Origin of the sequence: Spongiactinospora sp. TRM90649 (assembly GCF_029382225.1) — a bacterium.
Taxonomy (GTDB): Bacteria; Actinomycetota; Actinomycetes; order Streptosporangiales; family Streptosporangiaceae; genus Spongiactinospora.
On record NZ_JARLTC010000006.1, the window covers coordinates 32512 to 56553 of the forward strand.

16 protein-coding genes are annotated in these 24042 nt (G+C 73.5%); 6 read left to right on the top strand and 10 right to left on the bottom strand.

The features are described 5' to 3' along the window. Nucleotides 1-2: 2 nt before the first annotated feature. Genes P3X83_RS07500 through P3X83_RS07510 form a run of 3 tightly spaced genes read right to left on the bottom strand, consistent with a single transcriptional unit; the run spans nt 3 to nt 10557 of the window. Complete coding sequence (locus P3X83_RS07500; protein WP_277304141.1) at nt 3-3173, bottom strand: type I polyketide synthase; 3171 nt, start codon at nt 3171-3173, stop codon at nt 3-5. Beyond that, nucleotides 3170-8830 carry a type I polyketide synthase gene (locus P3X83_RS07505; RefSeq protein WP_277304142.1) on the bottom strand — a complete coding sequence of 1887 codons (5661 nt, stop codon included), beginning with the start codon at nt 8828-8830 and terminating at the stop codon, nt 3170-3172. Before P3X83_RS07505 ends, P3X83_RS07500 begins: the two co-directional genes overlap by 4 nt. Beyond that, the gene (locus P3X83_RS07510; protein ID WP_277304143.1) at nt 8827-10557 is read right to left on the bottom strand and encodes a fatty acyl-AMP ligase; all 1731 of its coding nucleotides are present in this window, start codon (nt 10555-10557) and stop codon (nt 8827-8829) included. The genes P3X83_RS07505 and P3X83_RS07510 overlap by 4 nt, the downstream gene beginning before the upstream one ends. A gap of 234 nt (nt 10558-10791) precedes the next feature. Between P3X83_RS07510 and P3X83_RS07515 the strand changes: the two genes are divergently transcribed. Further along, entirely contained in the window at nt 10792-11526 is a 735-nt protein-coding gene (locus tag P3X83_RS07515) for an HAD family phosphatase (protein ID WP_346742690.1), read from the top strand. A gap of 10 nt (nt 11527-11536) precedes the next feature. Here the strand turns inward: P3X83_RS07515 and P3X83_RS07520 are convergent, their stop codons facing one another. Next, nucleotides 11537-12193 carry a MerR family transcriptional regulator gene (locus tag P3X83_RS07520; RefSeq protein WP_277304145.1) on the bottom strand — a complete coding sequence of 219 codons (657 nt, stop codon included), beginning with the start codon at nt 12191-12193 and terminating at the stop codon, nt 11537-11539. Nucleotides 12194-12267: 74 nt separating this feature from the next. On the opposite strand from P3X83_RS07520, the gene P3X83_RS07525 reads away from it, so the two are divergent. From P3X83_RS07525 to P3X83_RS07545, 5 genes are all read left to right on the top strand, one after another. After that, nucleotides 12268-13311: an aldo/keto reductase gene (locus P3X83_RS07525; protein WP_277304468.1), complete on the top strand. Its 1044-nt coding sequence runs from the start codon at nt 12268-12270 to the stop codon at nt 13309-13311. A 15-nt stretch (nt 13312-13326) separates the two neighbouring features. Then, nucleotides 13327-14442 carry a hypothetical protein gene (locus P3X83_RS07530; RefSeq protein ID WP_277304146.1) on the top strand — a complete coding sequence of 372 codons (1116 nt, stop codon included), beginning with the start codon at nt 13327-13329 and terminating at the stop codon, nt 14440-14442. Between the two features lie 162 nt (nt 14443-14604). Continuing rightward, nucleotides 14605-16746, top strand: coding sequence for an MMPL family transporter (locus P3X83_RS07535; RefSeq protein WP_277304147.1), 2142 nt, complete (start codon nt 14605-14607; stop codon nt 16744-16746). A 533-nt stretch (nt 16747-17279) separates the two neighbouring features. Next, on the top strand, nt 17280-18023 hold the full coding sequence (locus P3X83_RS07540) for a response regulator transcription factor (protein WP_277304148.1): 744 nt from the start codon (nt 17280-17282) through the stop codon (nt 18021-18023). A 139-nt stretch (nt 18024-18162) separates the two neighbouring features. Then, nucleotides 18163-19626 carry a DHA2 family efflux MFS transporter permease subunit gene (locus tag P3X83_RS07545; protein WP_277304149.1) on the top strand — a complete coding sequence of 488 codons (1464 nt, stop codon included), beginning with the start codon at nt 18163-18165 and terminating at the stop codon, nt 19624-19626. Here the strand turns inward: P3X83_RS07545 and P3X83_RS07550 are convergent. The 6 genes from P3X83_RS07550 to P3X83_RS07575 all read right to left on the bottom strand — a co-directional run bounded on the left by P3X83_RS07550 (nt 19525) and on the right by P3X83_RS07575 (nt 23972). Next, complete coding sequence (locus P3X83_RS07550) at nt 19525-20346, bottom strand: ABC transporter permease (protein WP_277304150.1); 822 nt, start codon at nt 20344-20346, stop codon at nt 19525-19527. The two genes, P3X83_RS07545 and P3X83_RS07550, sit on opposite strands and share 102 nt — an antisense overlap. Further along, on the bottom strand, nt 20343-21335 hold the full coding sequence (locus P3X83_RS07555) for an ATP-binding cassette domain-containing protein (RefSeq protein WP_277304151.1): 993 nt from the start codon (nt 21333-21335) through the stop codon (nt 20343-20345). Before P3X83_RS07555 ends, P3X83_RS07550 begins: the two co-directional genes overlap by 4 nt. Beyond that, the gene (locus P3X83_RS07560) at nt 21335-21565 is read right to left on the bottom strand and encodes a lasso peptide biosynthesis B2 protein (RefSeq protein WP_277304152.1); all 231 of its coding nucleotides are present in this window, start codon (nt 21563-21565) and stop codon (nt 21335-21337) included. Before P3X83_RS07560 ends, P3X83_RS07555 begins: the two co-directional genes overlap by 1 nt. Nucleotides 21566-21706: 141 nt before the next feature. Continuing rightward, nucleotides 21707-21970 carry a lasso peptide biosynthesis PqqD family chaperone gene (locus tag P3X83_RS07565; RefSeq protein WP_277304153.1) on the bottom strand — a complete coding sequence of 88 codons (264 nt, stop codon included), beginning with the start codon at nt 21968-21970 and terminating at the stop codon, nt 21707-21709. Next, entirely contained in the window at nt 21970-23817 is a 1848-nt protein-coding gene (locus P3X83_RS07570) for an asparagine synthase-related protein (RefSeq protein ID WP_277304154.1), read from the bottom strand. Before P3X83_RS07570 ends, P3X83_RS07565 begins: the two co-directional genes overlap by 1 nt. A gap of 17 nt (nt 23818-23834) precedes the next feature. Beyond that, entirely contained in the window at nt 23835-23972 is a 138-nt protein-coding gene (locus P3X83_RS07575) for a lasso RiPP family leader peptide-containing protein (protein ID WP_277304155.1), read from the bottom strand. Nucleotides 23973-24042: the final 70 nt, after the last annotated feature.

Here is a 24042-nt window from a genome sequence, read left to right on the forward strand (position 1 = left end):
CCTCAGCCGCCGGCCACGGCGGTTCGGATCCGTTCGCCCGCCGCCGGTTCCACCCGGCCGGACTCGGCGGCGGCGATGGCCGTCGCCAGGTCGAGCGCGGTGCCGCCGGTGAGCGCGCCCAGCAGGACCTGCAGCGGCACGGTGATCCCCAGCTCGCCCTCCACCTGGTTCTTCAGCTCCACGATCACCAGGGAGTCCAGCGAGAAGTCGCGCAGCGGCCGGTCGGCGGGGACCTCGTCCACGTCGGCGGCGTTCAGCGCGGCGGCGATGCGCTGCCGTACGTACAGGGCCAGGGCCTCCACGCGCTCGCCCTCGTCCGGCAGGGGGACCGCCGACTCCCCAGACGTAGACGCAGACGAGGGCGCGGTCTCGGTCGCGGGCCGTTCGGTGAGGTCCGGCGTGCGGACGGACGGCAGCCAGTGCCGGGCGTGCCGCCACGGGTAGGAGGGCAGCGGCACCTCGCCCGCCGGAGCGCCGAGCACCCCCTCCCACGTGACCTCCACGCCCGCCTGCCACACGTCGCCCAGGGCGCGGTCCAGGCTCTCGGCCAGCGGCCGGTCCCGGCGCGGGCCTCCGGCGGCCACGTGGCGGACGCCCGCCCGCTCCAGGGTCTCGCCGATGTCCCGCAGCAGCACCGGATGCGGGCCAAGCTCCACGAAGACCGTCGCGCCGGTGGCGGCCAGGGCCTCGACGGCGGGCGCGAACAGCACCGCCTCGCGCAGGTTCCGCCCCCAGTGGCCGCCGTCCAGCTCGTGCCCGGCGATCCGCCGCCCGGTCACCGTCGAGACGAGCGGTACGTCGCCGCGCGCGGCGGTGATGTGCCCCACCTCGGCGGCGAGCAGGTCGTCGGATCCGTCGAGCAGCGGGCTGTGGAAGCCGTACCCGACGGGCAGCCGCCTGGTCCGCGCGCCGAGCCGTTCGGCGGCCTCGGCGACGCGATCCACCGACGCCCGCTCGCCGGACACCACGGTGCTCTCGGGGCCGTTGACCGCGCCGATCCCGATGGCCGGGTCGTCGCCGATCAGCTCCTCGACCCGTTCGCGGGGCAGCCCGACACTGCACATGGCGCCGCCGCGCGCACCCCGCTCGGTGAGCCGCGCCCGGCGCAGCAGCAGCTCCAGCGCCTGCTCCCGCGTCAGCGTCCCGGCCGCGCGGGCCGCGGTGATCTCGCCCATGCTGTGCCCGGCGACCGCGTGCGGGCGGACGCCCCAAGACCGCCACAGGGCGTCCAGGGCGAGCTGCACCGAGGCGATGCAGACCTGCGCCACCTCGGTCTCGTGCAGCCGGTCGTCCTCGGCCGTGAGCTGTTCGAGCACCGACCAGCCGGCCAGGTCGCGGACCACGGCGTCGCACGCCTCGATCTCGGCCCGCGCCACCGGCTCGCGCGCCAGTAGCTCCGCGCCCATGCCGGTCCACTGCGAGCCCTGGCCGCCGAACACGAACGCGACGCGCGGCGGGCGCGGCGGTACTGGGCGGGCGCCCGCCGTCCTGGCCTCGCGGAGCCTGCGGACCAGTTCGGACGGCTCGGCGGCGGTGACGCACAGCCGGTGGGACAGGTGGGAGCGCCGGGTCGCGGCGGCCGCCGCGACCCGCGAGACCTGGGCCGCGTCCGCGCCCTCCAGCAGGTCCGCGTACGCGCGGGTCATCGCCTGGAGCGCGGGACCGCCCCTGGCCGAAAGCGGCAGTACCAACCGCCCGCTACCGCCGGAACCCGGCTCGCCGCCGACCGAGATCGGTGCGGTCGCTGGTTCGCCGCCGACGGTGGTCGTGGCCGATTCCGCGCCGGTCGTGGCCGGTTCGGTGGCGGCCTCCACTATTACGTGAACGTTGGCCCCGCCGAATCCGAACGAGCTGACCGCCGCCAGCGGGGGCCCTTCGGAGTCCGGTAGCGGAGCCGGACGGCCGGTCGCCAGGCGCAGCCGGCTCGCGGTGAGGTCGATCTCCGGGTTCGGCTTGCGCAGCAGCGGGTTGGGCGGGACCTCCCGGTGCTCCACCACCAGCAGCGCCTTGATCAGCCCGGCGATGCCCGCCGCCGCCTCCTGGTGCCCGAAGTTGCTCTTGACCGAGCCGACCTCGCACGGAAGGTCGCCCTCGCCGTAGACCTCGTCCAGGGCCTCCATCTCGATCGGGTCGCCGAGCGGCGTACCGGTGCCGTGCGCCTCGACGTAGGTGACCTCGCCGGGCTTGGCCCCCGCGTCGTCCAGCGCCCGCCGCAGCAGCGCGGCCTGGGCCCGGGGGTTGGGCGCGGTCAGGCCGTTGGTGCGGCCGTCGTGGTTGGCGGCCGTGCCCCGGATGACGCCGCGCCCGCGCCTGCCGGGCGCCAGCTCGGTGGCCAGTGACTCGCGGGTCAGCACCAGCACGCCGCACCCTTCGGCGCGGACGATGCCGTCGGCGGCGGCGTCGAAGCTGCGGCACCGCCCGCCGGGCGCGATCGGCAGCACCTTCCCGGTCACCAGCGTGGACAGCGGCGACAGCACCAGGTTCACCCCGCCGGCCAGCGCGATGTCGCACTCGCCCTGGCGCAGCGCGCGCACCGCGAGGTGCACGGCCATCAGCGAGGAGGAGCAGGCGGTGTCCACGGCCATGCTGGGGCCGTCCAGGTCGAGCAGGTAGGACAGCCGGTTGGCGAGGATGCTGTGCGCGCCGCCCGGCGCGGTGTAGGCGGTGATCGAGCCGGGGTCGGCGAACTGCATGCTCAGGTAGTCGCTGCCGTATACGCCGAGGAACACCCCGGTGCCGCGCCGCTGGAGCAGCGGGAGCGGCAGCCCCGCATCCTCGATGGCCTCCCAGGCGACCTCCAGCGTCAGCCGCTGCTGGGGGTCCATCCGGTCGGCCTCGCCGGAGGAGATGCCCCAGAACCCGGCGTCGAAGCGGTCCACCTCGCGCAGCAGCCCGGCCCAGTGGCCGTCGTGCGGACGGTCGCCCGGCGGCGGGCGGTGGCCGTCGGGCCGGTCGGTCATCGGCGTGACGGCGTCCACGCCGCCGCGCAGCAGCGACCAGTAGGCGTCGAGATCGGTGACGTCCTCACCGCCCGCCGGGTCGCCGGGCAGGCGCACCCCGGCGCCGAGCACGGTGATCGGCTCCCGCAGCGCCCGTTCGGCCCCGGCCAGCCGGGCGCGGGTGTCGCGAAGCTGGCGCAGCGCCTGTTCGAGTAACGCGCGCTGGTCGGTCATGTGTCCATCTCCCGGTGCAGGTCGAGTTCGGCGGACAGCAGCGCGGCGAGTTCCGCGTCGTCCACGTCGTGCAGCGGATCGGCGTCCACCGGCGGAGCCTCCTCGGCCGCCTGGGACGGCCGGGCCCCGCCGATCCGGTCGAGCAGCCCCTCGGCCAGCGCCTCCACGGTGGGGAAGGTGTAGACGACGGTCGCCGACAGCCGGATGTCCAGGCCGGACTCCAGCCGGGTGCGCAGCTCCATCGCCATCAGCGAGTCGAAGCCGAGCTCCTGCAGCGGCACCGAGGTGTCCACCTCGGCGGCGGGCCTGCCCAGGACGGCCGCGGTCTCGCCGAGCAGGAAGGCGCGCAGCGCGTCCAGCCGTTCGGCCCCGGTGGCGGCGGTCAGGACGGCGTGCCGTACGGCGCCGCGCTCGGCGGCCGTGCCGTCCGGCCGGGCGGCGAACCCGCGCACCAGCCGGCGCGCGCCGGAGCCGAGCCCGGCCCCGCCGAACTCCGCCCAGTCGAAGGCCGCCGCCGCCACCTGGGTCTCGCCCGTGGCGAGGGCCGCGTCCAGCAGTTCGACCGCGACGCCAGGATCCAGCGGCGGCATCCCGCGCGCGGCCATCCGGTCGGCCCCGCCGCCGTCGGCCGCCAGGCCGGAACCGGCCCACGTGCCCCAGGCGATGCTCTGCGCGGGCAGCCCCTCGGCCACGCGGGACTCGGCCAGCGCGTCGATGAAGGTGTTGGCCGCCGCGTACGCGCCCTGACCGGGCGCACCGAACAGCCCGGCCAGCGAGGAGAACAGCACGAAGTGCTCGATCGGCCGGTCCAGGGTGAGCCGGTGCAGGTTCCAGGCCCCGGCGGCCTTCCCGGAGAGCGCCCGGCGCAGGGCGTCCTCGTCCAGCGTGCCGATCAGCGCGTCCTCCAGCGTCCCGGCCAGGTGGAACACGCCGGTCAGGTCGGGGGAGGACGCGATCACCTCGGCCAGCCGGTCCGCGTCGGCCACGTCGCCCCGTTCGCCGCGCACCAGCGCGCCCGCCGCGCGCAGCTCGCGCATGGTCCGCTCCGCCGCCGGTCCGGGCGCGCCCCGGCCGAGCAGCAGCAGGCGGCGGGCCCCTCTGGACACCAGCCATCTGGCCACGTGCAGGCCGAGCGCGCCGTGGCCGCCGGTGATCAGGTACTCGCCGTGCGGGCCGATGGGCGTGCCGCCACCGCCGCCGTTCGGGGCGGCGGCGAGCCGGGGTTCGAGCACCGTCCCCGCGCGGATCGAGAACCGGCCGGGTTCGGCGACCGTCCGCAGCGCACGCGCGACGGCGTCGGTCTGGCCCGGCTCGGCGTCGATGACCGAGCAGGCCAGCTCGGGGTGCTCGTTGGCGATCGTCTGGCCGAGCCCCCACAGCACGGACCCGGTCCGTGCGCGGGCGGCGGAGGTGGCCAGCCACAGCCGGGGCGGCTCGGTGGCCCAGTCCCTGCCGGTCAGGGCACGGGCGAGGTCGAGCGCGGCGGCGGCCCGGCCGGACAGGGCGGCGGTGTCCGGTTCGCCGTCGTCCGTCATGGCCCGCAGGTCCACCACGCCGCGCAGCGCGCCGAGCCTCGCCTCGGCCTCCGCGAGCACGGCGCCGTGGCCCCGCGCCAGGGACAGCGCGTCGCCGGAGGCGTCGGGGGCGGCGACCACGCAGGTCTCGCCGTCGGCGGCGAGGCGGGCGGCCAGGTCCCGGCCGGCGCCCTCGTCGGCCGTGACGACCAGCCAGCCACCGGGGGCGTCGCTCTCGGCGGGTGACGGCTCGACCGGATCCCAGCGCACCGCGTACAGGCGGCCCTGCTCGGCCGGACGTCGGGCGACCAGGCCGACCCGCAGCCCGATCACCGAGCACACCGGCTCGCCGCGCTCGTCCAGCACGGTCACGTCGGCGGACAGCTCGCGCGGGCCCGCCGACCTGATGACCGCGTGGCAGTGGCCCTCGCGCAGCGGGGCCGTCCCGGTGCGCGCCCACACCCGGTCGGCCCCGGCGGGCAGCGGCAGCACGCCGTCGCCCAGCCGGTCGCCCGCGGCGGCGGCCACCGTGTGGAAGCACACGTCGAGCAGCGCGGGGTGCAGCGGCGCGCAGCCGGTGTCCAGGCCCCTGGGCAGGCGGATCGCGGCCACCGCCGCGCCTCCGCCGGCGCGCGGCCCGGCCAGGCCGCGGAACCGCTCGCCGTACGTCAGCCCGGCGGTCTCCAGCCGCGCGTACGGCTCGCCGGGCGCGACGGCGGCGAGCGGCGCGGTGGTCAGGTCCTCCACCGACGGGTGCGGCCCGGCGGGACCCCCGTCGGCGACGGCGACGCCGTGCGCGTGGGCCACGGTGCCGCCGCCCCGGTCGGAGGTGATCAGGAACGACGACCGTCCCGGCCCGAGCGGGCGCAGCGCGATCTGCAGGTCCGGGTCAGTGTCGTCCACCACGCTGGGGCGGGCGAACACCACGCCCTCCAGTGCCACCGACCCGGATCCCCGGGCGTCGGGGGAGTCGGCCGCCGCGTCCAGGGCGGCCGACAGCCAGTACGCGCCCGGTACGAGCGGCGTGCCGTCCACCAGGTGGTCGGCCAGCTCCGGGGCGGTGGCCAGGTCGCCGGGCAGCGGCCACAGCCGCACGTCCGCCTCACCGCCGACCCGGATTCGGCGGCCGAGCAGCGTGCCGCGCCACGGGCGGCCCGCGCCCCCGGCCTTTTCGCCGCCCGCCGGGTCCAGCAGCGGAAACCGCCTGCGGTCCCAGCCCTGGGCGGGCACGCCGAGGTGCGGGGCCCGCGGGTACATCGCCGCCCAGGCCACGGAACCGCCCCGCGTGTACAGCTCGGCGAGGGCCAGGAGCAGCCCGCGTGCCTCGTCCTCGTCCCGGCGGACGGAGGAGATCACGGTCGCCGGACGGCCCGTGTGGTCGGCCAGTTCCGCCACCGACCTGGTGAGCACCGGATGCGGGGCCAGCTCGACGAACGTCTCGTAGCCCTCGGCGAGCAGCCGTTCCAGGGTGGGGGAGAACAGTACCGTCTCGCGCACGTTGCGGGCCCAGTAGTCCGGCCCGAGGTCCGTGCCCGCCACGGCCTCCGAGGTGACCGTGGAGTAGATCATGGTATCGGCCGTGCGCGGCTCGATCCCCGCCAGCGCGGCCCGCAGCCTCGGCCGTAGCGGCTCGACGTGCGGGCTGTGCGCGGCGAAGTCCACCGCCACGCGCCGGGCGAACCCGCCGCGCGCCTCCAGCGCGGCCACCACCTCGCCGAGCGCGTCCGGGTCGCCGGACAGCACCGTCGCGCGCGGGCCGTTGACGGCCGCGATCGACAGTTCGTCCTCCCGGCCGCCGATCGCCCTGGACGCCTCTCCCGCGTCCAGCTCGACCAGGGCCAGGCCGCCCCGTCCGGAGATCTCGGTGAGCAGCGCGCTGCGCTCGCACACGACGCGGGCTGCGTCGGCCAGGGACAGCGCCCCGGCGACATGGGCCGCCGCGATCTCGCCCATGCTGTGGCCGATCACCGCGGCGGGCTCCAGGCCGAGCGCCCGCCACGTCTCGGCCAGCGCCACCTGGTAGGCGAACAGCGCGGGCTGCACGTTCGCGGTGCCCTCGGCCACCAGGCCGTCCGCGTCGCTCCACACCGAACGGCCGAGCAGGCGGGAGATCTCGGCGTCGCATCGGCGGATGGCGTCGCGGAACGCGGGGAACGCGTCCGCCAGGCCCTTGCCCATGCCCGCCCACTGCGCGCCCTGCCCGGGGAACACCAGCGCCGGCCGCTGGGCGCGGCGCGCGGCCTCGTGCGGCCCGGACAGTCCGGGCGCGCGGTGGCCCTCGGCGAGGGCGTCCATGGCGGCGGCCAGTTCGGCGGCGTCGGCCACCACGGCGGCGGCCCGGTGCCGGTCATGGTCGGCCCGGCGCGCGGCCGCTGCGGCGGCCCTGGGCAGCCAGGCGGGATCGTCCGCGTTCGCGCGAGCCGCCCGCGCCCATCCCGCCGCCCGCCGCCGCAGCCCGCTCGCCGTCCGCCCCGAGACCGCGAACAGCCAGGGGCCTCGTCCGGCCTCGCTCTCCAGCGCGTCCTCCTCGGGGCGGGAGGTGAGGACGAGGTGGGCGTTGGTGCCGCCGAAGCCGAAGGAGCTGACGCCGGCGGTGGCGAGGGCGGCGTCGGAGCGTTCGGGCCAGGAGGCGGCCTCGGCCTGGACGGCGATCGGCAGGCGGTCCAGGCCGAGCAGCGGGTTGGGCTTCTCGAAGTGGACCGTCGGGGGCAGCTCGCCGTGGTGCAGCGCGAGCGCCGTCTTGATGAGCCCGGACACGCCCGCCGCCGCCTCGGTGTGGCCGATGTTCGACTTGGCCGAGCCGACGCGCAGCGGGCGATCGGGGGAGCGGTCCCGGCCGAGGACGGTCGCCAGCGCGCCCACCTCGATCGGGTCGCCGACCGCTGTGCCCGTGCCGTGCGCCTCGACGTAGTCCACCGTGCCCGGCTCGACCCCGGCGGCGGCGTAGGCGGCGCGGAGCACCGCCTCCTGGGCGGGCCGGTTCGGCGCGGCCAGGCCGTTCGTCCGGCCGTCCTGGTTGACCGCGCCGCCCCGGATCACCGCGTAGACCCGGTCGCCGTCGGCCAGCGCCGCGGGCAGGGGCTTGAGCACCACGACGCCCGCGCCCTCGCTGCGCACGTAGCCGTCGGCCCGGTGGTCGAACGGCTTGCACCGCCCGTCGGGGGCCATCAGCCGCCCCCTGCTGAAGCTCAGCGCGATGCGTGGGCTGGTGATCACGTTGATCCCGCCCGCCAGCGCCAGGTCGGCCTCGCCGTTGCGCAGCGCCTGGCAGGCGTAGTGCACCGCGACCAGCGAGGACGAGCACGCGGTGTCGATGACCAGGCTCGGCCCCCGCAGGTTCAGGCAGTAGGAGAGCCGGTTGGCGATGACGCTCAGCGCCGCCCCGGTCCCGTCGTACGCCTCGGCGGGGACGCCGGAGCCGAGCAGCCCCGCCCCGTGGTCGAAGGTGGACGCGCCGACGAAGACGCCGGTGCGGGAGCCCGACAGTCCGCCGGGCGCGATGCCCGCGTCCTCCAGGGCCTCCCAGGCGACTTCGAGCGCGATCCGCTGCTGCGGGTCCATCCGCGCCGCCTCCCGGGCGGAGATCGCGAAGAAGTCCGCGTCGAAGCCTTCGACGTCGTCCAGGAACCCGCCCCAGCGGGTGTTCATCTTGCCGGGGGCGTCCGGGTCGGGGTCGTACAGGGCCTCGCCGTCCCAGCGGTTGGCGGGGACCTCGCGGATGGCGTCCACGCCCTCGCGCAGCACGTTCCAGAACCGTTCGACGCCGTCGCCGCCGGGCAGCCGGCAGCCGATGCCGACGATCGCGATGGGAGTCGCGGCGGTGACCTCCGGCGTCGCCGGGCGCGTCTCGCCTTTCGTTCCGGTGGCGGGCGGGGCGAGGTGGCGGGCCGCGTCCGTGATCGTCGGATGGTCGTAGGCCAGGGTCGGGGAGATCGGCACGCCCGCCCACCGTTCGAGATAACCGGATAACTCCACGGCCTGCATCGACGAGAGCCCCAGCTCGGTGAACGGCTCGTCGGGGGACAGCGAGCCCGGCTCGACCGCGAGCAGCTCGGCGGTCCGGGAGATCAGCCACTCGGCGATCTCCCGTTCCGAGCGCCGGGGACGGCCGTCCTCGTGCCCCAGGGAATCGCCGCCGCTCATCGGACCGCCTCCGCCTCTCGCGCGGACGCCGGGGTCAGCTCGCCGCGCTCCCAGGCGGCGGCGCACGCGCGGCGCTGGAGCTTGCCGCTCGACGTCTTGGGGATCGTCCCGGCCTCGGTCAGGAGCAGCTCGCCGACCTGGGCGCCGTGCGCCGCCGCGACGGCCGAGCCCAGCGCCCGCCGGATGGCCGTCAGCTCGCCGGCCGTGGAGACCGGCTTGATCTCGGCCACCACGACCAGCCGTTCCGCGCCCTGGGCGGTGGATCCGAAGGCCACCACGCAGCCCCGCCTGACCAGCGGGTGGGCGGACTCCACGGTGGCCTCGATGTCCTGGGGGTAGTGGTTGCGCCCGCCGACGATGACGAGGTCCTTCAGCCGTCCGACCACGAACAGCTCGCCGTCGTCCAGCACGCCCAGGTCGCCGGTGCGCAGGAACGGGCCCTCGCCGGTGTCCGCGATCCGCGCGCCGAACGTCTGCTCGCTCTCCTGCGGGCGGTTCCAGTAGCCGTCGGCCATGTCGGGGCCCGCCACCCAGATCTCGCCGACCCGGCCCTCGGGCAGGCGGAGCGAGGTCTCCGGGTCGACGATCGCCAGTTTCCGGTGGCCCTCCATGGCGCGGCCCGAGCCGACCGCGCGGTGGTCGCCGCCGTGGACCAGGCGGCCCTCCTGGAGGGCGTCGAGCCGGATGGAACGGACGACGGAGCCGGTGCCGATCGGCGAGCCGGTGGCCATCAGGGTCAGCTCGGCCAGGCCGTAGCAGGGGTAGAGGACCTGCTCGCCGAGGCCGTACGGCCGGTAGGCGTGGGTGAACGCGTCGAGCGTGGCGGCGCGGACCGGCTCGGCCCCGTTGAAGGCCAGGACCAGGCTGCTGAGGTCCAGCCCGGCGCGGTCCTCCGGTGGAATCCGCCGCACGCTCAGCTCGTAGGCGAAGTTGGGGCCGCCGGAGATCGTCGCCCGGTAGCGGCTGATCGCCCGCAGCCACCTGACCGGCCGCTGCACGAACGCCGGCGGCGGCATCAGCACGGCCTGGCACCCGTTGTAGAGGGCGGCCAGCACGTTGCCGATCAGTCCCATGTCGTGGAAGAGCGGCAGCCAGCTCACCACGACCGAGTCGGTGCTGAACCGCCCGACCTGGCGCAGCAGCTCCTCCTGGTGCATCAGCGCGCGGTGGCTGATCATGACGCCCTTGGGCAGCGCGGTGGATCCCGAGGTGTACTGCAGGAACGACAGGTCGTCCGGCGACACCGGGACGGGCTCGAAGCCGTCGCCGTCGTCGCCGGGCTCGGTGGCGTCCAGCCAGTACGGCGCGGCCAGCTCGGGCGTGCGAGCGAGGATCAGCTCCCGGTACTCCTCGGGCGCCGCGTAGATCACCGTGGTGGGCGCGCAGTCCCGGGTGATCGCCCGCAGCGTGTCGCTGTTCCTGCGGGTCTCGAACGGCATCGGCGGGTAGACCGGAACGGCGATGACGCCCGCGTACTGGCACGCCAGGAACGCCCGGATGAAAGCGTCCGCGTCCGGGGCCAGGATGATGGCCCGGTCACCGGGCGAGGTGTGCCGGGCCAGCCGCGCGGCGAGCCCGCGCACCCCGCGCTCCAGTTCGGCGAACGTCAGCGCGTGCGACTCGTTCTCGCCATCGGGAAGAAACCGGTAGGCCACCGAAGAACCGTTCTCGGCAGCCCGCAGCGAGATTGTTTCGGTAAGTGTTGGCGCTAGTGGGATTGTCCGCACCTTACCCGCCTCTGATTGATTGAATAAATAGCCGTCGGAGCCGACGGTGTGGAAATCTATACATCCGATCGAAGCTTGGGCAACCAGTTTGACCTGTGGGTAAGTTCATACTCAGAGCGCCGTTACGCGTCGGTGATATACGGCTGATCAGGGCTGGATCGCAAACTGACAGTACTTTGATCGGGTTGTGCGATGGTGTGAGACGCCGATTATCCGTGAAGCGGGGAGCCGGAAATGATCAAAGCAGTCTGGACTGATTTCGGGGGCGTTCTGACGCCACCGGTGAGCCATACGTTCAGCGCGTTCTGCGAGAAGACCGGGCTGCCGCCCGAGGGGCTGCTCACCGCCGTGGCCGAGGTCACGGCGAGCTACGGCACGGACGACGTGATGCTGCCGCTGGACACCCCGCTCGTCACCGAGGAGGAGTGGATCCGGCAGGTCGCCGACGCGCTTGCGGCGATCCTGGGCCGGAGCGTGCCGATGGTCAGCCTCGCCGACACCTGGTTCGACGGCCGGGAGACCAACCGGCAGTGGGCCGACGAGCTGCGGCGCACCCGCGACCGGGGGGTGTTCGTCGGGCTGCTGACGAACATGCCGCCCGCGTGGGACGCGCACTGGCGGCGGATGGTCCCGCCGGAGGGGCTGTTCGCCGAGGTGGTCTCCTCCGCCGAGGTCGGCTGCCGCAAGCCGGACCCGGAGATCTACGCGCTGGCCGCCGCGCGGGCGGGCGTCCGGCCGGAGGAGTGCGTGCTCGTGGACGACCTGGAGAAGAACTGCGCGGGCGCGGAGCGCGCCGGCTGGCGGGCCGTCCGCTTCACCGACACGGCCGTCGCCATCCAGGAGCTGACCGACCTGCTCGCCGGCCGCCCCGCCAGTGGGGCCACCAATCGGGCCGCCGACGGCATCACAAACAGGGCCGCCGACGGGGCCGAGGCGGGAACGGCCGGCGCGCCTGCCCCGGCGGCCTAGCCGGGGGCGGTCAGTCCGTGTCCTGGGCGGAGGGCTCGGGGGCGGGCGCGGAGGCGCCGTAGGCGACGTCCTCGTGGGCGAATCTGCGCAGGGCGCTGAAGACGCTGTCGCCGAGCGCCGTCCAGACCACCGCCGTCTCCAGCAGGGCGTCCTGGTCGGGTTCCTGGACCAGCAGGGCCAGTTCGGCCTCGGCGACCCGGCGGGCCGCCCTGGCGTACTCTTCGAGCAACTGGAGCTGCCCGGTCTGGCCGAGCCGGTAGAGGGTGGCCAGTGCGGAGGTCAGGGTGCGCCTGGCCGGGTTGGTCTCGCGGATGTGCCAGCCGAGCCGTTCGAGCAGCGCCTCGGTCTCGCGGCAGCCCGCCTCCCACGCGGCGTCCTCGACCACCGGGCGCGGGGTGACCATGGCGAACTGGGCCTTGCCCGCCGAGTCGAGCACGCTCATCCCGGGGGCGTACATCTTCTCCAGCACGTCGCGGGTGGCGGCCACGCTCAGGCCGCCCACCTCGACCAGCGCTCTGATCATCCGGAGCCTGCGCACGTGGCCCTCGGTGTACTGGGCCTGATTGTGGCTCGTGCGCTCGCCGGGGGACAGCAGTCCTTCGCGCAGATAGAACTTGATCGTCGGCACCGGCACATCGGTGCGGCGGCTCAGCTCCGCGATCCGCATAGATCCTCCTCGGCGTACCTTGCCACTCTAACAAAGAGATAGTAGAAAGTGCTTGTATCTATTTACACGTGGAGATGATCACGATGGAACTGCGCCTGTTCGGCCGGACAGGAGTCAAGGTGAGCCCGCTCTGTCTGGGCGGGATGATGTTCGGCTGGTGGGGGGAGAACGGCTACGAAGACTCCGCGAAGATCATTCAACGCGCCGTGGACGCCGGGATCAACTTCATCGACACCGCCGATGTGTATTCCAGCGGCGAGTCCGAGGAACTGATCGGCAGATTCCTCGCCGAAAGCGGCCTGCGCGACCAGATCGTGCTGGCCACCAAGGTGCACGGATCGATGGGGGAGGACCCCAACCGGGGCGGCAACAGCCGTCGCTGGATCACCCGCTCGGTCGATGAGAGCCTGCGCCGGCTCCGCACCGACTGGATCGACGTCTACCAGGTCCACCGTCCAGATCCCGCCGTGGACATCGACGAGACCCTGGGCGCGCTCACCGACCTGGTGCGGGCGGGCAAGGTGCGCTACATCGGCACCTCGACCTTCCCCGCGACCCACATCGTGGAGGCCCAGTGGGCGGCCGAGCGCCGGGGCCGGGAGCGGTTCGCGAGCGAGCAGCCGCCGTACTCGATGCTGGTGCGGGGAGCGGAGGCGGAGGTTCTGCCGTCCTGCCAGCGGTACGGCATCGGCGTGCTCTCCTGGAGCCCGCTCGCGGGCGGCTGGCTCAGCGGACGCTACCGCGAGGGCGCCGCCACGCCGGAGAGCAGGCGGTCCGTCATGCTCCCCGCCCGGTACGACATGGCGATGCCGGAGAACCAGCGCAAGCTCTACGCCGCCGAGGCGCTCGCCCGCCTGGCGGAGGAGAGCGGCCTGACGCTGGTCGAGATGGCCCTGGCGTTCGTGATCGGGCACCCGGGGGTGACCTCGGCGATCATCGGGCCGCGCACCATGGAGCACCTGGAGAGCCAGCTCGGGTCCGCGTCCGTGCGCCTGTCCGACGACGTCCTGGACCGGATCGACGAGATCGTGCCGCCCGGCGTGACGATCAACCCGGCCGACGCCGGCTGGCGTCCGTCCGCCCTTACCGACGCCACTCTGCGGCGCAGGGCCGTCTGACCTCGGGGGAGAGTCATGGCGATCAGTGGAATCCTGGACTGGGCCCGGCCCGGCGTGGACGTGGACCGCGGCGAGATCGCCACGGTCCGGGAAGACCTGGTGACGGTGCTGTGCGGCGCGGTGATGATCGCCGGGCTGGCGATCGACGGCTGGGCGCACAAGAACGTCATAACCACCCTTGAGGGATTTTTCACCCCTTATCACGCGGTCATGTACGCCGGCTACGGCCTGACCGCCGTGTGGATCTTCTGGCTGGCGTACCGCAGGCGGCACCGGTTCCCGGTGTGGTGGCGGGACGGCTTCCCGCGCGGCTACCGGCTGGGTGCGCTGGGCGCGCTGATCTTCGCCGTCGGCGGCTTCGGCGACATGATCTGGCACCAGACCATCGGCATCGAGGTCGGCCTGCTGCCGTCGTTCAGCCCCACCCACATCGTCGCCTCCGTCGGCGGGATCATCATCGGCACCAGCCCGCTGCGGTCCTGGTGGGCGTCGGGGGAGGGCGGGGCCCGATCGTTCGCCGGAGTCGTCTCGATGACGTACGCGGCGATGGGCGCGCTGGTGATGCTCAACTACGGGGCGTCCATGATGACGCTCGCGCCCACCCGGCCGTACGAGCCGGTCCTCGGTCGCGACTACGGCGGGATCATCGACACGCCCGACGAGTTCTGGGCGGTCCAGGGCGTGTCCAGCTACATCATCACCACCCTGCTGCTGACCGTCCCGCTGCTGCTGATGCACCGCAGGCGGGCCACACTCGGCGCGGGCACCGCGCTGGTGACGGGCATCGCGGTGCGGCTGATGGTGATCAATGAGTTCCCCGGCGTCTACCTGACGGTCTGCCTGGCCGCGATCGCCGCCGCCGTGCTCGCCGACCTGGCCATCGTACGGCTGGACGCCGTCCGGGGCCCGGACGCGGCGCTGCGCCTGCCGATCGCGGGCGCGCTGTACGCGGGGCTCGTCTGCGCCGGGCAGCTCGCCGGCCTGCACCTGGCGGTCGGCCTGCGCTGGCCGCCCGAGCTGTGGACGGGGGTCGTGGTCCTCGTCGCCGGGCTCGGCGCGATGCTGGGCGGCCTCGCCGCACGACCGGTGTCTTCGGCCACCGGCTCACCCGTTGCTGTTGATAATAGATAGCGGACATCGCTACTATACGTGTACCTGCTCGCCGTTGCCGCGTGATCGGCCGGACGCCGACGGAGAGTGACGTCCGCACCACATCCGGAATTGAAAGCCACTCCTAGGGAGATGGAGATGTTCGCGGCAATTGGGCGATTCACCGCTAGACGTCGTATTTGGGTGTACGTAGCCGCCTTCCTGTTCGTCATTCTCGGCGGCCTGTGGGGTTCGGGCGCGGGCGGCATCCTGGGCGGCGGCGCCGGGCTGGACAACCCCAACGGCGAGTCCGCCGAGGCCAACCGGCTCCTCGCGGGCACCCTCGGCCGCCACGTCGCCGACGTGGTGGTCATCTATGACAGCCCCGACATGACCGTGGACGATCCGCGGTTCCGGCAGAGCGTCGAGCAGACCGTCGCGAAACTGCCCAAGGAGACGTACGCCTGGCTGGAGACCTTCTGGACCACCGATTCGGCGGACTTCGTCTCCAAGGACCGGCACAAGACCTACGTCACCATCCAGTTGCCGGGGGCGGTGGAGGAAGAGCAGGTCGTTGTGTACCGGCAGGTACGCGAACTGCTCGACGCCCCCGGGCTCACCGAGCGTTTCGGCGGCCTGACGGCGGTCGGGGTCGAGTTCAACGAGATCAGCAACCGGGACCTGGCCAGGGCCGAGCTGCTCTCCTTCCCGCTGCTGCTCATCCTGCTGCTACTGGTCTTCCGCAGCGTGGTCGCAGCGCTGCTGCCGCTGACCATCGCGGTGCTCGTCGCGGTGGGCTCGCTCGGCGTGCTGCGCGTCGTCGGCGGCATCGTGGACCTGTCCACCGCGGCCATCAACGTGGTGGTGATCCTGGGGCTGGGGCTGGCGACCGACTACGCGTTGCTCATCGTCAACAGATTCCGGGAGGAACTGGCGGCGGGCCGGGACGTGGAGGACGCGGTGGTGCGCTCCACCGCGACGGCGGGCCGTACGGTGGTGGTCTCCGGCATCACGGTCGCGGTGACCCTCGGCGGCCTGGTGGTGTTCCCCTCCCGCTTCCTCACCTCGCTCGCCTACGCGGGCGTCAGCGTGGTGCTGTTCGCGGTGATCAGCGCGCTCACCGTGCTGCCCGCGCTGCTGCGCACGGTGGGCACCAGGATCGACGCGCTGCGCATCCCGCTGCCCTGGGGACGCAACCGCCAGGAGATGGGATCCCGCTGGTACCGCACCGCCCACGCGGTGATGCGCCGGCCGGTCGCCGTGACGGTGACCATCGGCGCGCTGCTGCTCGCGCTCGGCGCGCCGCTGCTCAGCGCGGTCTGGACGCGGCCCGCGGAGTGGGCGCTGCCGGCCACGGCCGACAGCGTGATGGTCACCAGGCAACTGGCGGCCGAGTTCTCCCACGACCCCACCAAGGTGATCAGCACCGTCGTCCGGATGCCGGGGCCGGCGGACACGCCGGAGGCCAAGGCCGCCCTGGAGGACTTCGCCACCCGCCTGGGGCAGGTCGAGGGCATCGACCGCGCGGCGGTCACCGGCACGGAGGGCGACCTGGCCCGGATCACGCTGGGATACTCCCTCAGCCCGTACGGCCAGGAGATCAGGGACGTGGTGCACAAGATCCGCGATCTCCCGCCGCCACCGGGCGCGACCGCGCTGTTCGCCAACCGCCCGGCGGCGATCGTGGACATGCTCGAAATGTTCGCCCAGGGGCTGCCATGGATGATGCTCATCGTCGCGCTGGTGACGTTCGTGGTCCTCTTCCTGGCGTTCGGCTCGGTCATCCTGCCGATCAAGACGGTGCTGATGAACCTGCTGTCGCTGTCGGCGGCGTTCGGCGCGATGGTGCTGATCTTCCAGGACGGTTTCCTGGCCGGCCCGCTGAACTTCGAGGCGCCGGGGTTCCTGGACGCCAACATGCCCCTCATGATCGCGGCCATCGCCTTCGGCCTGGCGATGGACTACGAGGTGTTCATGCTGGCCAGGATGCGCGAGCACTACGTCCAGACCGGCGACACGGTGGAGTCGGTGGCGGTGGGCGTGCAGCACACGGCCAGGATCGTCACCGCCGCCGCGCTGCTGCTCGGCGTCGTGGTGGGCGCGTTCGTGATCACCAACGTGACGGTGCTGAAGATGATCGGCGTCGGCGTGGTGGTCGCGCTGGTCGTGGACGCCACGGTGGTCCGGGGACTGCTGGTCCCGGCGACCATGCGGCTGCTCGGCCGCTGGGCCTGGTGGTCGCCCGGCCCGCTGGCCAGATGGTGGAGCCGCCACGGGCTGCCGGAGGAGGGCGGCCCCACTCCCGTCGTGCCCAGGGAGGCGCCGAACCCGATCGTGCGGGCTTGACCGCTCCGACTTGACGGGCTCCCTGACAGGCACGCTCGGGGAGAACCGCCCGCCGTGCGGGCCGGCCTGATGCCATTCGCTTGACCGGAGGTTGACTGAGCCCGATTCCCACCCCCACGCAAACCGCAGCCGTGTTGACGGCTGCGGTTTGCGGCATGTATTGGGCCGTCTCGCATGTTGCGCGTTGGTCGGCGAATGTAAAGGGCGATGGACTGTGAGGTTAAATACAGAATAAAGGCAGAATAGAACGTTACAGGATGTCGCGGCCTTTATCATTGTTGCACGTCAGAGGGTTATGGCATGGCCCAATTGATCTGTTCCGGTTATCCAAATAATCGGGTAAATGCGACAGATGGGGCGTTAGTGTATTACCAAAAGTAAGCATTAACGGGTTCTTGGGTAGATTTTCTAGACAACCCCTATTACGATTGAGGTCATTGGCATCCGTGATGCTTTCCGGGGTTCTATCCACAGCCACGCACCACAGATCGGTAACTGGGGCAATCGGGGGCGAAGTGAGTAGAAAGGCCTCTATGACCAAACTGTCGACGAAGGTGATGCCACCGAGGGAGTGGAGGCCCGTCACCGTCTACAAGGGTCATACGCGGGACTGCATCAAGATTCTGGTCGTCGACGAGCACAAGCTGATGCGGGAGGTGCTGTGCGAGGTCCTGCACGCCGAGGACGACTTCTGCGTGCTGGACGACTCCTCGGATCCGAAGTCGATCGTCGAACTGGTGGCCCGGGTCCGGCCGGACATCGTGCTCTTCGACATCGACAAACCGCACAGCGGGCCCATGGACATCGTCCGCCGGGTCCGCGAGGTCTCTCCGGAGACCATCGTGGCCGTGCTCAGCATGTACGACGACATCGAGCAGATCCGCGCCATGCTGCGGGTCGGCGTCCGTTGCTACCTGCACAAGGGCATCAGCAGGCACGACCTGGTGGCCGCGCTGCGCGGGGTCATCGAGGCGGACGGGAGGGTGACGCTGGCCGTCTCCCCCGAGTCGTTCGTCAACGAGGAGGGCCGCCTCTCCGGGCCGCTGTCCGAACGTGAGCAGGAGGTCCTGGCCCTGGTGGCGGAGGCGATGAGCAACCGCCAGATCGCGACCAGGCTCTCCGTTACGGAAGGCACGGTGAAGCGGCACCTGCGCAACATCTTCAACAAGCTGGGCGCGGTCTCCCGGATCGACGCGGTCAACAAGTACAAGGCGATCGCGAATGCCACGGGCGGCGGCTACCGGCGCGAGCTCATCCCCAGGGTTCCGGGCGGCTGAGGGAGACGCATCGGCACGCGTCCGTGACAGGACCGAATGTCGGCCACGAGGGATAGCAACGCTTATCACTATCCATTTCCCATCGGTACGGCGGGGGGGGGGGGCCCCCCCCCCCCCCCCCCCCCGCGAGGAGGCGTCCGTGCGAACGAAGGCCACGTTCCTGATCACCGGCGCGGCCGCCTTCATGGCCGCGCTCGACACACTCGTCGTCACCACCGCGCTGCCCACCATCCGGGCCGGCCTGGGCGCGTCCCTGGAAAGCCTGGAATGGACGGTGAACGCCTACACCCTCGTCTACGCCGTCTTCCTGCTCGCCGCGGCGGCGCTCGGCGACCGGTTCGGCCGCCGCCGCGTCTTCGTGGCCGGGCTCACCGTGTTCACGCTCGCCTCGGCCGCCGCCGCGCTGGCCGGTTCGGCGAGCGCCCTCATCGTGGCCAGGACCATCCAGGGCCTGGGCGCGTCGGTGATCGTCCCGCTGGCCCTCACGCTCGTCGTGGTGACCAGCCCGGCACGGCTGCGCGGCCGGGTCATCGCCGGGTTCGGCGGCATGATCGGCCTGGGCATCGCGCTCGGCCCGTGGATCGGCGGCGCGGTGATCAGGCTGGGGAACTGGGAGGCGGTCTTCTGGATCAACGTCCCGGTGGGCCTGCTGCTCATCCCGCTCGCCGTGTGGTTCCTGCCGGAGAGCCGGGGCCCGTACGGCGGGCTCGACGTGCGCGGGCTGGCGCTCGTCGTGACCGGCCTGTTCGGCGTCGTCTTCGGCCTGATCCGGGGCACGTCACTGAGCTGGACGCATCCCCAGGCGCTCGGCCCGCTGCTGGCCGGGGCGCTGGTGCTGGCCTGCTTCGCCCGGTGGGAACGCCGGGCCGCCCACCCGGTGCTGCCGCCGCACCTGTTCCGCGACCGGGGCTTCGCGCTGTCGAACCTGCTCGCCATGTTCGTCCAGGGCGGGGTGATGGGCGCGGTGTTCCTGCTCACCCAGTTCCTGCAGAACGTACTCGGCTACCAGCCGCTGGAGGCCGGGGTGCGCACCCTGCCGTGGACCCTCATGCCCGTGCTCGTGGCGCCGCTGGCCGGGGTGCTCGGTGACCGGATGGGGGTGCGCCGCCTGATGACGGCGGGCGCCCTGCTCCAAGGCATCGCGCTGGCCTGGTTCGCCGTCGTCGCCTCGCCTTCGGTGGGGTATCCGGTGCTGCTGCCCGCGATGCTGGTCGCCGGGATCGGGATGGGCGTGTTCTTCGGCCTGGCCGCCCGGCAGGCCATGGACTTCGTCTCCGCCTCTGAGGAGGGCGTCGCCTCCGGGGTCAACAACGCCATGCGCCAGGTCGGCATCGTGCTCGGCGTGGCCGTGCTGTCCAGCGTGTTCGCCGCCGCGGGCGGCTACGGCTCGCCCGCGGCGTTCGTCTCCGGGCTGCGCCCGGCGCTGTGGACCGCGACGGGCGTGCTGGCCGTCGCCGTGGTCGTCGCCCTGCTCGTGCCCGCCAGGCCGGCGACCGGCGGCTCACCCGGGACGAGAGACGCGGCGGACGGCGAGCAGCAGCGCCAGCACCCCGATGAGGGCGGTCACGGCCATCTCGCGGGCGACCGTCGAGCCCGCCGCTGACAGGCTCGCCCGCGTCTCCAGATAGGGGGCGATCGTCTGGCGCAGCGGCTCGACCACGTAGGTCAGCGGGTCGGCCCGCGCCGGCGCGGCCAGCCACGACGGCAGCCCGGACATTGGGAACAGCGCCCCGGAAAGGAAGATCATCGGGGTCAGCGTGAGCCCCAGGGCGGCGTGCAGCGTCTGCGCGCGGGTGACCGTCACCGCCAGGAGGGTCACCAGCGCGGTCATGGTGAACGCGATCAACCCCAGTTCGATCACCAGCTTGGCCAGCAGCGCCGGATGGTAGGGGACGTCCGCCACGCCCGCCAGGGCGAGCACCATCGCGCCCTGGCAGGTGGCGATGGTGGCGCCCCCGGCGATGCGCCCGGACAGCAGCGCCGCGCGATGCACCGGTGCGACCAGCATCTCGCGGAGCACGCCCGCCTCGCGGTCGCCCGCGAGCGACGCCCCGGCCGCCGCGGCCGGCACGGACAGCGCGATCACCAGTACCCCCGGGAACAGGTAGGTGCGGTAGTCGCCCGCCCCCGGCGAACTCGGGATGAGCGCTCCGAGCCCGGTGCCCAGGACCGTCAGGTAGAGCACGGGCTGCGCGACGAGCAGCAGCAGCCGTGCGGGGTCGCGCAGGAAGTGGAGCAGCTCCCGGCGCCACATCGCGACGGCGGCGCGGGCCTCCCAGGCCAGCCGCCGCCTGGCCGCCGTGTGGAACGCGATCTGGCTCATGTCCGCGCACTCCCCGCCGCCCGGCCCGTGTAGTGCAGGAAGACGTCGTCCATGCTCGGCCGCCTGACCTCGATGGACAGCACGGGGACGCGCAGCTCCGCGCACAGGCGTGGGATGGTGCCCGCGGCGTCGGGCACCCGAAGGTGCAGGCCGTCGGGGCCGCGGGTGGCCGACAGCCCCATCCGCTGGGCCAGCATCATCGCGGCGGTGCGGTCGTCGGCGGTGCGCAGGTGGACGCGGTCGGCGCCGAGCACCGTCTTCAGCGCGGCCGGGCTGTCGTGGGCGATGAGCCGCCCCCGGTCGAGGATGCCGACGCGGTCGCAGTGCTCGGCCTCCTCCAGGTGCCGGGTGGTGAGGAAGACGGTGACCGCGCGGCGGCTGCGCAACTGGAGCAGGTGGTCCCAGATCCGGCCGCGCGCGGTGGGGTCGAGGCCGAGGCTGGGTTCGTCCAGGAAGAGCACCTGCGGATTGGTGAGCAGGCCCCGGGCGAGCGCCAGCCCGCGCCGCTGACCTGCCGACAGCCGCCGCGCCCGCGTGTCGCGCTCGTCGTACAGGCCGGTGAGGTCGAGGGCCTCGGCGACGCGGCGGCGGGCGTCGTGGCGGCCCATGCCGTACATGGTGGCGTGCAGGCGGAGGTTCTCGGTGACGGTGAGGTCGCCGTCGGCGGCGGAGTCCTGGAAGACCACGCCGATCCGGCGGCGCACCCCGGCGGGGTCGGCGAGGACGTCGACCCCCGCCACCCGCGCCTGGCCCGCCGTGGGGCGCAGCAGTGTGCACAGCATCGCGATGGCGGTGCTCTTGCCCGCGCCGTTCGGGCCGAGGAACGCGAACAGCTCCCCGGCCTCGACGGTAAGGTCCATTCCGGCCACGGCGGGCACGCCGCGATACGACTTGGCCAGCGCGCGGGTGTGGATCGCGGGCGACGCCCCCCAGGGGGCGTTGCGCCGGTGCAGCCCGGTTCGCCGGTGATGCGTGGTGTCGGCGGCCATCACGCCCCCGGCCGGGTAGGAATGATCATGGTGGGCTGGTAGTAGCCGGGCGGGAACGGCTCGCCGATCGGGCGGCCGTCCACCTGGACCCAGGCGTGCGCGCGGAACGGATCGGTGCGCACGCCGGTGCACCAGGTCGGCCAGGCACCGTGCAACCGGCACAGCAGCGCGGGGGCCCAGCGCCGCAGCGGCGGCCGGTGCCGTCGTTCCGGGGTCATCGGATGGCTCATGCGGCCACCGGCCTTCGGCACGGCCGGGCGCTTGGGTCGATCGGCTGGTTCATGGTGTGGTCACTGGTTCCAGGATTCGTGCGAGCGGGGGTTCGTTCGGTGGCCGTGGCGTCCGTCAGGTGTGCGGGCCGGGGGAGGAGGTCACGGCGAGGCCACCAGGCGGGCGGTGCGCAGGTCGGCCAGCAGGTTCTCGACGTCGCCGCCGGCGCGCTCGCGGGTCAGGCCCGGGTGCCGGCGGACCAGGCGCCTGGCCGCCTCCTCGGGCGTGTCGCCGTCGAGCAGCGCGCGCAGGATCAGCGCGCCGGTGGCGTTGAGCTGCCGGTAGCGCCCGGCCCGCTCGTCGAGCAGCACGGTGCCGCCTGGGGCGTGGCTGAGCGACACGCCCCCGCACAGGATGACGGCCATCAGTATCCTCCGTTCGCCATCGCGGGCATGCGTTCCCGGCCCGCCAGCGAGCGCAGCCAGACCTCGCAGGCCAGGGTCTGCGACAGCGGCGCCATGGCGTGCGGCCGGGGATGCGGCCCGACCAGGACGGCCCGCATCGCGCCGGTGTCGATCAGCCCGAGCCTGCCGAGCAGCGACGAGCCGAACAGTTCGAGCAGCTCCGCCCGGTGACGGCGCAGCCCCGCGTAGAAGTCGGCGTCGTACTCGCCCTTCGTGGAGCGGGCCAGGATCGTGCGCGGCACGACGTCGGTCATCGCCGCCCCGAGCAGCGGCTTGTAGCGCTCCGGCGTGCCCCGTTCGTGCGGGCGCACCGACAGCACGGCCTCGACCACGGCGTCGTCCAGGTAGGGCGCGGCGTGGGGCAGGCCGAGCCGGGAGGTGGCCTGGTCGATCTGGCGCAGGCCCGCCCCGGCGGTGCGCGCGCGCAGCAGCGCGGCGTGCTGGGCGCGATGCCCGGCCAGCGGCGGGGGATCGCCGGCGGCGACCTCGGCGAGCACGCTCTTGGCCGCGCGCACCGCGTCGGGCGTGGCCCAGGCGGGCATGCGCGGCGACGGCCCCCAGGCCATGGAGTACGGCGGGCCGTCGGCCTGGCCGGCGCTCAGCCCGCCCGCGCACCTGGCCAGCCACGCGCCGTGCGTGTCGCGGTCGGCGAGCGCGCGCAGCACCGGCCACCACGGGCGCCGCCACCGGGCCCGGCGGGCCCGCAGGTGCGCCAGCGCGGTCAGCGGGTGCCGCCGGATCAGGTCGTGCAGATATGACGGCTGGACGGTGAACAGCTCGTCGCCCCCCACGCCCGTCAGGTGCAGATGCGACCCGGCGGCGATCAGCCGGTCGGTGAGGTAGGCCATCCGGGCGGTGTCGCGGACCCAGCCGGAGGGCTCCTCGATGGCGTGGCGCGGTTCGGCCAGGCCGCCGAACCACAGCGGGATCTCGTCGCGGTCGACCGACAGGTGCCGGGCGTTGGGCAGCGCCGCCGCGGCACTGCGCGCCCACGCGGAGTCGTCGTTGCCGGGGTCGATGCCCTGGCAGTGCAGGGTGACCAGGCGGGCCGGGCCGTGCCCGGCCAGGAAGCACAGCGCGGTGGAGTCGAGCCCGCCTGAGAGGTCGGCGCTGATGGTGTCGCCGTGGTGGGCGCCGCCCTTGGCGCAGGAACCCACCGCGGCGGCCAGCGTGTCGCGCAGGATCTCCGCGCCCTCGGCCAGCGGCAGCGCGGGCTCGGGCGGCGACCACCAGCGGCGCAGGACCGGCGTGCCGTCGGGTTCGAGGATCAGGCAGTGGTCGGGGGGCACGCCCTGCACCCCGCGCCAGACCGAGAGCTCCTGCAAGGGGTAGGCGGTGCCGCGGGGCAGCAGGCGCGCGGCGAGGACGCGTTCGTCCACGGTCGCGCCGATCGCCGTGGCCAGCACGTCGGAACGGCTGGCGGCGACGGTCGCGCCCGCGAGACGGGCGTGGAAGACGCGCCGCACGGCCGAGGCCGCGCCGCGGATCCGCACCCGGCCGCCGACCGAGGCGATCAGGTGGAAGCTGCCGGGCAGCCCGGCCACCACGCGTTCGACGTCGTCGAGGTCGCGTATCCGGTCGAGCCGCCTGGCCAGGTCGGCGGCGGACACCGGGCACCGCCCGATCACCGCCACCTGCGCCGTGCCCGCCCGGGCATGGCGGATCTGGTCGCCGGGCCACTCGCCGACCAGCCACGGCCGGCCCGAGGCGTGGTCGATCACCCCGCCCGCCCACGGGCGCAGCGAGCCTGCGGCGGCGAGACCGGCCTCGCCGTCGGGCAGGACGGCGAACCACAGCTCGCCTCGCACGGGTTGCTCGCCGCCCGTCAGGCTTGGTGGGAGCAGAACGGGAACGGCCGTGGCGGCCGGCCGGGGACGTCACCTGGAGGGGCGCCGAGCGTCAGATCGGCGTAGCCCCCCACCTCGGCAAGCGCCGGCGGCTCGTACACCTCTGTCGCGTTCATGGACCGCACTCCTCTCAGCGATAGACCTCCGGTCACCCGCCATGTCTATCGATCAGATGGCGATCACCAA